Annotated in this window: 8 protein-coding genes and 1 pseudogene; 4 read left to right on the top strand and 5 right to left on the bottom strand. The window is 56.9% G+C overall.

What is annotated here, in order from left to right:
- From R6V78_RS03825 to R6V78_RS03810, 4 genes and pseudogenes are all read left to right on the top strand, one after another.
- Positions 1–624 (top strand): annotated as a pseudogene (locus R6V78_RS03825) (hypothetical protein); the annotation flags it as partial.
- A 68-nt stretch (positions 625–692) separates the two neighbouring features.
- Positions 693–1,265 (top strand): flavin reductase family protein, encoded by a 573-nt coding sequence (locus R6V78_RS03820; protein ID WP_410288006.1) that lies wholly within the window; start codon positions 693–695, stop codon positions 1,263–1,265.
- Positions 1,262–2,488: an aminotransferase class I/II-fold pyridoxal phosphate-dependent enzyme gene (locus R6V78_RS03815; RefSeq protein ID WP_410288005.1), complete on the top strand. Its 1,227-nt coding sequence runs from the start codon at positions 1,262–1,264 to the stop codon at positions 2,486–2,488. Before R6V78_RS03820 ends, R6V78_RS03815 begins: the two co-directional genes overlap by 4 nt.
- A gap of 89 nt (positions 2,489–2,577) precedes the next feature.
- Positions 2,578–3,072, top strand: a complete 495-nt coding sequence (locus R6V78_RS03810; protein WP_410288004.1) for a pyridoxamine 5'-phosphate oxidase family protein — start codon at positions 2,578–2,580, stop codon at positions 3,070–3,072.
- 71 nt (positions 3,073–3,143) lie between these two features.
- Here the strand turns inward: R6V78_RS03810 and R6V78_RS03805 are convergent, their stop codons facing one another.
- The 5 genes from R6V78_RS03805 to R6V78_RS03785 form a co-directional block, all read right to left on the bottom strand.
- Positions 3,144–8,657 carry a PilC/PilY family type IV pilus protein gene (locus tag R6V78_RS03805; RefSeq protein WP_410288003.1) on the bottom strand — a complete coding sequence of 1,838 codons (5,514 nt, stop codon included), beginning with the start codon at positions 8,655–8,657 and terminating at the stop codon, positions 3,144–3,146.
- Between the two features lie 74 nt (positions 8,658–8,731).
- Positions 8,732–9,322: a PilX N-terminal domain-containing pilus assembly protein gene (locus tag R6V78_RS03800; RefSeq protein WP_410288002.1), complete on the bottom strand. Its 591-nt coding sequence runs from the start codon at positions 9,320–9,322 to the stop codon at positions 8,732–8,734.
- Positions 9,323–9,326: 4 nt separating this feature from the next.
- Entirely contained in the window at positions 9,327–9,776 is a 450-nt protein-coding gene (locus R6V78_RS03795; RefSeq protein WP_410288001.1) for a prepilin-type N-terminal cleavage/methylation domain-containing protein, read from the bottom strand.
- A gap of 21 nt (positions 9,777–9,797) precedes the next feature.
- A complete protein-coding gene (locus tag R6V78_RS03790) occupies positions 9,798–10,514 on the bottom strand; it encodes a prepilin-type N-terminal cleavage/methylation domain-containing protein (RefSeq protein ID WP_410288000.1) in 717 nt (238 codons plus the stop codon).
- Between the two features lie 23 nt (positions 10,515–10,537).
- Positions 10,538–11,020, bottom strand: coding sequence for a GspH/FimT family pseudopilin (locus R6V78_RS03785; protein ID WP_410287999.1), 483 nt, complete (start codon positions 11,018–11,020; stop codon positions 10,538–10,540).
- Positions 11,021–11,233 lie beyond the last annotated feature (213 nt).

The raw sequence follows: 11,233 nt of genomic DNA, 5'->3' as shown, positions 1-11,233 counted from the left end.
GCGGTGCTTCAGGCACCCTGCCATCGGCTGGACAATCTGGCTTCCTTTGTGGAAACCCACGGTGAACGGCTTGGCCATTTCCTGGAAGGCATGATCAGCTACGGCAAGAAAGCGCGCCTATTCCGCTTAAAGGCGTTTTTCAGCGGGCTGGCCGTTTCTGCAGTCGGCGGCACTGCCGGTTGGCTGGGGCTCATGGGCCTGCCGCCGCTTGGGGGTCTGGACCCGGTGCTGCAGATCACCGGCGCGGGATTGTTGAGCACCCTCATTTTCGTATTCTGGCTCGCCCTGGTTCAAAAATATCTGTATTCACGGTTTTTGAAAAGATGGCTGCGGCAGCTGGACAGCCTGACCCCGCTTACCAACCAGACCCGCCGCGACAGCTGGGCCGCCATACGCGATCTGCTCTACGTCAATCTAAAGAACAGCAACGGACGGTTTTCCCTTGCACAGATTTCAGCTGAACATGCCACGGTCAAACAGATTCACGACAGGGGTTCCCGGGAAATCCGCGAGGCATTGAAGGAGCTGACCGGACTTGCCCAGAATGACGAGGCATGGGCAGGCAAGGGAACCGCCACGATGCCCTACTGGGCCGACACGCAAGCGCCCCTCGATAGTCGATAGCACCCGATGCAGACTGGTCCCGGGCTTAATTCCGGCCCTTACTGCGCAATTATTTTCAGGAGGTATAAATGAATAAATCCCGTCTGGGTCCCGAAGCCCTGCTTTTTCCCACCCCCGCAGTACTCGTAGGCACCGTGGTGGACGGTCGCGCCAACTTCATGACCGCTGCATGGTGCGGCATCGCCTCGTCAAAACCCCCGGCCATCTCCGTGGCCATTCGCGGTGAGCGCCATACCCTCAAGGGTATTCTGGCGCAGGCTGAATTTTCCATCAATGTACCATCGGCAGCGATGGTTGCACAGGTGGATTTCTGCGGCATCTATTCGGGACGCAAGGTGGATAAATCGAACCTGTTCGAGCTGTTCGAAGGCGAGCTGAAGCATGCCCCCCTGGTGGCCTCCTGCCCGGTGAATTTAGAGTGCCGCCTGCGCCACACACTCGATTTGGGCGCCCACATTCTGGTTGTGGGAGAAGTGATCCAGACCCATGTCAGTGACACCTGCCTGACTGACGGAAAGCCCGATTCCGCCAAAATCGATCCGCTGGTCTTCTCACCGGGAACTGGAACCTACCAGCGCTTGGGCGAGATCGTTGGCCAGGCATTTTCCATCGGCAAAAAGAGACCGGGAGGTGCTCAATGAAAAAAATCAATCCGGAACAGGCCTTGTGTGAAACCCGCAGGGAGTTTGGAGAGCACGGCGGCGTAACCCCGTCCATCTCCCGCTCTTCGACCTTCACCGTGATGAACCCGGAAACCATGCCGGAGATTTTCGGCGGCATCCGCGGCCCGGAACAAGGCGGGTGCTTCCTTTACAGCCGGCACTTCAACCCCACGGTGGACATCCTGGCCCGCTATCTGTCCGCCATGGAGGGCACCGAGTTTGCCGTGTGCACCGCCAGCGGCATGTCAGCCATCTCCTGCGCCCTTCTCCAGCTTTGCCGAAGCGGTGATCACATCGTATCCAGCGATACCATCTACGGCGGTTCCCATGCCCTGTTCGGCGAACTGCTGCCGCAATTCGGCATTAGCACCAGTTTTGTGAACCCCGCCGACACAGCGGCTTTTGAAAAAGCGATCACCCCCAACACGCGGGTACTCTATACGGAAACCATAGGCAACCCGACCCTGAAAGTGGCCGACATCCCCGCGCTGGCGCAACTGGCTAAATCCAGGCATCTGTCCCTGGTAGTCGACAACACCTTCACCCCCATGATGATCTCCCCGGCACGCCTGGGAGCGGATGTGGTGGTCTACTCCATGACCAAGTATATCAACGGTGCCAGTGACCTGGTGGCCGGCGCCATCTGCACCAGCAAAGCGATGGTCCATCAGCTGATGGATCTCCATACGGGGCGGGTCATGCTGCTGGGCCCCACCATGGATACGCGCATGGCTTTCGACATCATCCAGCGCCTGCCCCACCTGGCCATCCGCATGCGTGAACACTCCCGCCGGGCCATGGCCATCTGCCTCCGGCTGGAGGAACTGGGCGTACCGGTGGTCTATCCGGGGCTGCCGTCGTTTCCCCAACACGACCTGGCCAGCGAACTGATCAACGAGGGCTATGGCTACGGCGGCATGTTCACCATCGACTGCAGTTCCCGCGCACGGGCCGACGATCTGCTCAGCGAACTGCAGAACAAAGAGGATTTCGGCTACATCGCCGTCTCTTTAGGATACTTCGACACCCTGATGTCCTGCTCCGGTGCCAGCACATCTTCAGAGATCAGCCCTGCCGACCAACAGAAAATGGGGCTTTCACCAGGATTGGTCCGCCTGTCCATCGGTTACACAGGCAGCCTGGAAAAGCGCATGGAGCAGATGGAGCGGGCGGTTCGGACCGTGGGACTGGTTAAAAAATAGATCGGATGGGGATGGACACGTCGGGCCAACCCCCCGTGGTCAACCCGTCTTTCTGTGAACGGCATCCGGTGTGAGGATCAGGAGGTGGTTTGGCCACAGGTGAAAAATCCGTGTCCGAAGCGTGGCGGCGGGCAGCCCTGGACTTGATCCATGGCGAATCGACCCTGACCCTTGCCACCGCCGACAGCACAGGACCATGGTCTGCGCCGGTTTACTTTATTCTTCTCGACGAGCGCTTTTTCTTCTTCTCTTCACCGCAAAGCCGCCATATCCGCCAGGCCATTGCCTCCAAAGAGACGGCCGCTTCGCTGTTTCATCAGACGGACGCCTGGAAGTCCATTCGTGGCATCCAGATGACGGGAAGCGTAGCGCGGATCGGCTCCGTATCCGCTTCGCTGAAGCCGATTGCCGTCTATCTGCATCGTTTTGCCTTTACCCGGGAATTTTTCCCGGACGATCCGCAGCCGGACCTGAAGGCGTTTTTCTCACGATTCAAAGCACGTCTGTATGCCTTCACCCCAATTGAAGTCTATTACATCGACAATCGCTTCGGGTTGGGCAGCCGGCGGCGGATCGCGTGGTGAAATAAAAAAAACAGCGCGCCCCGGTGATGGTTGGGTGGCGCGCGCTGTTTCAGGGACTCATTTTCTGTCGGTTATCGGTTCTGATCCCGCCACGCCGCGATGCCGCTCTTGAGGGGGAAAGCGGTCTCCACGTTGATCTCCACCACCTCACCGGTGCTCATCTGCAGAAAGGCCGTCGCCCCGCTTTCGCGGCCCAAGTGGAAACCGGCTGCCGGCGGGGGCGCGCCATGCCCCACGTAGTACTTGGCATTGACCTGCTCACCGACAGCATCGGTGATGGTCGCACCCGGCAGGATCTGTTTGTAATAGGCAGTGCCGGTCTCATAGTAGAGCCCATAAAAATTCGTATCGCCGCCGAACCCGCAGATATCATCGTTGGGCGTGTACCCGGGAAAGAAGACGATACCGCCCAGAACCGTGGACTTGGAGATGACGCGTTCCGAGGGATTGCCGGACAGGGCTTCCATTTCATGGAACCATCCGTCGGCGGCCCTGGCCGTGGTAGTCAGGGAGCTCCAGTCGGTAATACTCGTATCATCCCCCTCGACCGTCTGATTGGTGTACACCGAATAGGAGGTGGCATCGAACAGGTCCGTAGACCATGCCACTTCTAAAGGATTGGCCGCATTCAGATAGTGATCGTCGGGCGAGGCATCGTCGTGGTCCGTGTTGAAATAGGGATCCTTGACGCCGAAAAAGTACTGCTGGGTCTGATCCATTTTATCCGCGTTTGACTGGTAGCGTCCCGTGCCGAAAAAGGCCCACACGTTATCCTTCCTGTCGGTGCTCAACGAAATGGAAGCCGAGATGGGACCGGGTGAATTGAACATGCTGGACATGGTCCAATCAGCAGGGTCAACGGAAGGTGCGCCACCGGAATGCGTATTGACCTTGAACACCTTGCCTTCCAGGCCGCCTGAAGCCGCACTGGCGACACTGCCGAAATAGATGCCGTCAACATTGTAGGTCAGGCTTTTATCAAAAGAGACGGGCGAATTCATCAGCGTATTAGCCGTTCCGGTGTCAAACAGCCATTCATGGGCACCCGACTTGTAAGGCTGGCCGGTTTTCAGGTCCACAACGAAAACATAACCGTTCTGACCGCTGGTGCCGTCATAGGCTGTGGGACCCGACCCGAAGGAAACCATCCAATCTGCGTCTCCGGCGCTCCAGGAATAGGTGCCGCTTGCCAAGCTTCTTGATTTATTGACGACAACAGCGGCAGGAAATGAAGTTGTCATGGCCAGATTCTCATAGGACCGCTCCCACAACAATTTCGGGTTTCTGGGTTCGGTGACATCCATGCAGATGTAGGTGGGGTAAAAATGCCGGGTTTCAATGGTGGCCGCAGTACCATCGAAATCGTCTTCGGCCCAGATGTGCCTACCACCCATGTTGAGGCCGACTATCAGAACGGTTCCCCAGCCGCCTGGATGGGTGGTGCTGGGCGTAAAAATCTGGGCATCGAACACTTTGGGCTTCAAATCCACATAATAGGAATGGGCATATTCAGGGTCCGCCAAAAACTTAAGGTGAGGGAGCAGGGTTTGCGGAATATAGGCCCACAGTTCGTCACCAATCCCCTCAGTCGTAGACGCCGGCTGGGTGTATTCGCCATTATTGTATTTCCAGTGGGTAAAGGCATGCAGCATGCCGTCGTTGGCGCCCACATAGACAACCGTTTCCCGGTTCTTGTATGCGTTCAGGTAGTTTTGAAAGGATTCGTCGCCGTAAATGATGTGATAATAGTCCGGCGGCCTGGAAATGCTCACCGGGGTCGAATTGACGATATCTCCCAGCTTCCAGACCGTGCCGTCGTCGAGGGAACGGGAACGGGTGTCTGGGCTGCCAAGGAGACTACCGGAATCCTTGCCGCGGATGTAATTGATCAGGTTTTTTACCCGGTTTTCATGACTCGGTGATGAGGTGTGGTCCACATAAGACCATGCCGTCCCATCGCTGAGCCCGAGGAAGGGCCTGATGGTCTGCCAGTTGTCTTGGTGAAAACGACGGACCTCACCGGTGTCGTCAAAGGGGTCGTCACTGGTGGGTGCCAGCACACGGCCCACCCATTTTGAACCGGTAACTTCCTCCTCCCCGGATTGGTCAATAATCCCGTCAGCATCATCATCTTCGCCGTTGCCGTCGATAAAGGTAAAAATCTTGCGTGTATCAGGGTTGCGCTGGCGCAATTTTTCGCCGGCCTCGAAAATGGGTGCGATCTGATTGATCTCAACTGTTTCATAATTGCTGGCGTTGGTCAGGTCTGGGCAGGTTTGCGCCGGCGTCAGACTGTCGAGGATGCAGGTTGAGCTGTTGCCATTTCTGGGATTGTACTGGTGGTGGCTAATATATCGCCGAATCTTGGTGTCACCGTTGCTGTCGATAGTATATTCGATAATTGTATCCACATCGATGGCTGCATTGACTTCCGTGGTATTGGTCAGGTCCAGCCTCCCGTTGCCGTTGGTGTCTTCCCTGAGGTTGCCCCAAGGATCAACCCACAGGCTCTGCAGGTATCCCTGCCAGGTCAGTTCGTTGCCGGAAAGGGTGGTCACGCGCGGTTTAAAATAAGCCTGGAGCAGGTGGCCTTCACCCTCGCTGTTGGTGGCCAGCACAGATGCCGCGGTTCCCGAAGCTGCCTTTTCAAGGATGTCGGCAAAAGACTTATTGAGCTGCTCTTCCAGCTTCAGCGGGTTGACCACGTAAAAATAGGTGTCCGGCACGCCGTCACCATCTTTGTCCCACTCATCAGTCTGATCGGGTGTGCCATCGCCGTTTTGATCGTCGAAGGCGCCCCACTTGGCTGCGTACCACAACGGGTTGGGCAACAACCCGGCGGTGAGAGAACCACCGGATGGGTCGACCGTGAACCGTCGGGTGGCCTGAAGCGGTAGATCGGCTGTCGTATTTGGAGTGTCGAGGAAATAGTCCACATGGTTACCTCCAACGTCCTTGACCTCGAGATAGCTGCCGTCAGCAGTGGTTCCTGAGATGATGTAGCCCATGTGCTGGTCGATACATCCGGCGGCATATTCAGAGGTCAGCGTGATATCCACGGCCACGGCACTGGCCACATTGGAAGCACCGACGGGCAGACCGGCGGAATCCACCAGTTGATACTCATAGAGCACAATGGCATCCATGTCGTGGTCGGCCCCCTGCTCCACGTCCTCGTAGTTGATCCGGAAGCGACCGTAGTGGGAGTGCAGTTCCTCGACGAAGAAATCTACGATGGTGTTGGTGGGTTGAAACAACCCTTGCGTGCCAATGACACTCAGACACCCCCCGACCGATTTGGCAAAAGGCACCAGCGTTACAGTTTTTCCAGTTACCTGGATATCGATCCGGGGCAGCGGCGAGGCCAGGCCGACTGCATATGTTCGAATCCGCTGGTCCCCCTGGGCGTTGCTGTGCATGTCCTCCGTCCAGCCGTAATGGGCGACGGCGGCCGAGTAGTAGCTCCCTTGTTTGGTGGGCTCCTCAGGGCAAAGGCCCCGGATGTCGCCGAAACCGTCAACCGATTTTTCGGTGCAGGCACCGTCATAGGTTGCACCCTGCTGACCAATAAAACGGTTGCCGGCGGTCTCTTCCGCGGAAAAGATCGTATCGGAAAGGCTCTCCACATCGAGTGCCGTTCCGGCCCCACCGATGGTTTCAGCGGCCATAGTACCGAAATAGGTCCCAGGCAACTGATCCGAATCGAAGGTAGGGTTGATGTCGCTGAGCACCAGCATGAAAGGTTTGGCACAGTGGTCGAAACCTCCGGTAGTGGTGTCGTATGGGTCGGCCCAGACAGCTTTGGGCAGGGTCAGATCCAGACCGGCGGCATTGTCGTTGGCATCACTGTAGGAAAAGGCGCTGGTGGGGGCGCCCTCTCCCGAAAAATAGCGCAGCGTCTCGTACATCATCTCACCGACGGGGTTGCCCCACATGCGGCATTCGCCTTCATTGATAGGCCGGGTGGTGATCCAGCCGCAGTTGCTGTTGTAAGTATGATCTCCATAGTTAAAATCAACAATTCTCAATTGATCAATGGTTCGGACGATGCCGTTGGCCGCACTGAACTGGCCGGTATTGGCGTTGATTTCATCGGTAATGGTGCCGATATTTTTTCTCAGAACTCCCCCGGATGTGTTTTTGGTGTAGGATCCGGACATCAGACCGAAATACATGTTGTTGCTTTCACCATGCCGCTGGAGAAGCCCGATGGGCTTGTAGTTGCTGTTGGGATACTGCTTGCAGTTGGCTTCCAGGCCGACAGCCGTGTTTGCCACTTGGACACGAACCGTGTAGTCGGTGATGGTGCTGGCACCGCCGCCCAGTTCCCAGCGCAGGTAATAATTGTCTCCCCCGGAAGCCTCTTCGTGTCGGAACTGGAATGCGTGCGCACCGGCGGTTAGAGTAATCGAACCGCTGTGGGTGTTGCAGCTGCAACTGCCGTGGCCGCCATACCAACTGGCCACGACGGTATCGTCGACGCCGTCAAAAACACCGTCCCCGCCATCGAAGATCAGTTCCAGCGCATCGTCGCCATCCACAGAGAAATTATAGGTCCCATCCACAGGAACGTTGAGGGTGCCCTCGAAAATCGTCAGGTAATTGTCATCCGGGCCGTACGGATTTCCAGAGCCGTTAATGGTGCTTGCAGCGCCTGTTCCGTATACATTGTTAACCGGATCGGCCAAAGCCGCAGCTAAAGCCGTCGCCACCAGTGCATTGTATGCGGTGTGATCTGCAGGATGGGAAGCATCCTTGGGGAAGGTGGTTTGGGTCATGCCACTGATACCCGCGGTGGTACTGGCCGGTACGATCTGCCAGGAAGCACCGGCGGCGGTTTCCAAAGAATCGTCGGCGACCGGCCGCTCCTTGGCCACCCACTCCCATATGCGGTGGGTGTTGTTGGGCAGGACCCTCAGAAGCGGTTCGTAGTTGGCATGGGCGGCATCATAGAGCGAAGTGGAGGCAAACAGGTGACGGGTCCCCACCGGAGGCAAACTTAGCGGAGCATACTCCCTGATATCGTATCCGTCATTGGCAATGCTCGCGTATTCCTTGCCCCAGGAGTGGGCGTCTTGGGGTATATAGGCCCGTTCCAAAACCGTTTCGGTGTCGGTGTCAGTGGAACGCATGCCGCCGTAAAGCACTTTTCTCACCGCATCCATGCGGGACATGGTCAGGTAGTTAAGAAAATCCCCACTCCAGTAGTTGTTCACACCGGTCGGCACCTTTTTGTTGCCCGTTGTACCCACCGGCTCGAACCGATTGTCGATGGTGTCATATTCATAATACTTAAAGGAATCGAAATAGCCGTAATAATCGATGGCATCCGGTTTGTAGTGAATGTCCAGGGTCCCGTCGCCATCCAGGTCCGAGGCATCGTTGTAAGCCTCGTAATAAAGCTTGTGATCCCGGCCCATGACCAGCATCACCAGGGGAGGCACCGAAGCCGCCAGAAAAGGCGGGTAGGCTTCGTAATTGCCCGCCACAGGCGGAACGGCGTGGCCCACTGCAACGGTGCCGCTGAGCAGCAGACCGGTGACAAAACCAACCAGGGCGATAGATATGACGATCTTTTTTCTCATGCTGACACCTTTGCGTTTTCAAGTAATCCGGTTGCTTGAAGCGCTCCCGGCAACACATCCGGCCTGTCCGATGGTTACAATCCTCCGGGAATGCCAATCATTTTCCGGTAGCTGGCAAGCAGATCTCTGGCGGTCTGGCGGTTGCTGAACCCGTTGGACTCGATATCATAAAAGACAGCGATGGCGCTGGGGCCCACACCTTCCGCACCGGTGGCGAACTCGGCGCCACCGCCCGCCACATGGGCCGTGCGGTCGCGCCGGACTTCCGTCTGGGCATCAATGCCGCCTGCATTGAAATCAATGTCCGGATCATCGACATATTCATCGTACTCCAATATCTGCCGGTAGAAGTCATCGGCCGGGTCAGTTTCGGTCGACAGATAGTCGATCCCCGGGGCATCGCTGCCGGTGCCCTGATCCACCTTTCCATTCAGGTTGATGGCGTGGGAAATCAGCTTGGCGGTTCCGTAAACAGCACCGTCGGCATTGAAAAATGCCATTTTGGTGAACTGATCATTGGCGGCAATGTGAACCTCAACCGTTGATGTGTTGGTGGCGGTGATGCCGAGCAGGGTCACGACCACCAGGATGAGAAGGGCGGCGACGATGACGGATCCATCCTCGTTGCTGAGAATCGATCGCCGTGTGTGTGCATGCGGTTTCATGGCGTTAGATGATCTCCGGGATCACGTGGATGATGGTTGAGGTTTTCTGACCCGAAAAGCCGGGCCGGTTAACGGTGATGGTAATGGTTTTAGTATTCACCACCGGGGTATCGTCGGCAACGGTGTAACTCATGGTAATGGCCCCGGTCTCGCTGGGCTCATCGACGAAGCCGTTGCTGTTGTTGTCCACGCCGTCCGCATTTTGAGGCGGCGTGTGGGTACCGACGGCAAGGTTGGTGTTGTCGTAGGTCAGGGACATCAGGTCTTCGGCCTGGCTTTGGGCAACCGTTGCATTCTGGGTGATCACGCCGGCGGACAGGTTGCCCTTGGTCGAGGTGACCTGCAGGGTGGCCACCCCTAAGATCCCGATGGAGAGTATCGCCATGGCGATGAGCACCTCGATCAGGGTAAAGCCGCGGTGGGTCGCTTCTGTTTTTTTATCTGCCAATATCATCTGAACACCCCTTAAACTGGACTATAGTCCCAGGTTTCTGCATTTGATGGTCGTCGTCACCATTCGGCGCCGGAAGCGATCCGGTGCGCCGGAGAGGTCCAGCAACACGTCGCCCTGCTGATTGGTGTAGATGTTGTTGTCGGTATGGGTGCGGGCCATGGGGGCCAGCGTACTGCCGTCGCGGGCGACGATGGTGACCTGGACGGAGCTGATATCTTCGAGAGCGCTGCCCGTAACCGGCGATGCCAGCACGTTGGGCGGGTCGGCGCCATCGAGATAGACGAAGTTCAGGGCGTCGATGTTCCGGGAGAGGTGGTCGGTGTTGGCCGGTACAAGGGTGGGATCTGTATCTCCAGCCGCATTAAAACGCCGTCGGAGGTTGCCGCTGTCCAGGTCAAACCGGATCACCTCTCCCTCATCCGTCGTATCCCCGTCAGCCCAGTTCACATCGCTGCCGTCATCATCCATGCTAAACTCCAGGACGCTGGCTGTGGCGGTAGCAATGCCGGCGTCCGCATCGCCAGTGGGATTGGCACCGGCCATGCGCAGGTCCCGCTCTATGGACACCATGGCCGACCGCAGGTTCTGGTTCATGTCCACGATGCGCTCCTGGGTCAGGCTGGTTCTGAGCTGGTCTTGGTAGGAGGCATAAACCCCGGTCAGCACAACGCCGGAGATGGCCATGGCGATCATCAGCTCGATCAGGGAAAAGCCTTGCTCTGTGTTCGGTTTCTGCATGAAAGTCTCACTTTGCGGTTGATTTATTCGACCTGCACGTTTCCACCGGAGGCCAATCTTACCGTGACGGTGTGTCCTCTGCTGTTGGTCAAGACCGTGGGACCGGCAAAACTCGGCATGGCCCGGGAGTTAAACCGGGTCTGTCCAGCGCCGGCACCGAATGGAACATTGTCCAGCGTTACCCCGGCCGGCAGCCTGCCGCTGACGACCGTCCGCTCGGTGCCGTCCTGGATTGAATTTTCTGCTACGCCGCCGGTTCCCTCTCCATCATCCACAAACGCAAGGTAATCGCCGCTCGCATTGATATTGACGACGACGAATTCACACTCCCTGGCGGCTTCGATCCTGGCCCGCTGAAGCATGGATACGATATCCCGGGCTGCGCTGTTGACCCGACCGTTTGCCGCCCAGGCGATCAGATTGGGGATGGTGATGCCCGCAAGAATACCCATAATGGCAACCACGACGGCCAGTTCAATAATGGTAAATCCGGATTGTCTGTTCATTATTTCTCCATTGTTGGCTTGTCCTTATCCCATACAAATTTCATACCATAATTAATAGCCAACATTTATTCTTAGAAAAAACAGATCGATATCGGCCGTCCGGTTCGCCCTTGGATGCTCAACCGCATCATGGCAGACCGGCACTCTTAAAAAATTTTAGGGCCCAGGGTGCAGAAAAACAAATTTATATTAAATTCAGTTTCTTACCATAAA

This window comes from Desulfosarcina sp. (assembly GCF_046496365.1).
GTDB lineage: Bacteria > Desulfobacterota > Desulfobacteria > Desulfobacterales > Desulfosarcinaceae > Desulfosarcina.
This window is presented reverse-complemented; position numbering and strand designations above follow the sequence as displayed.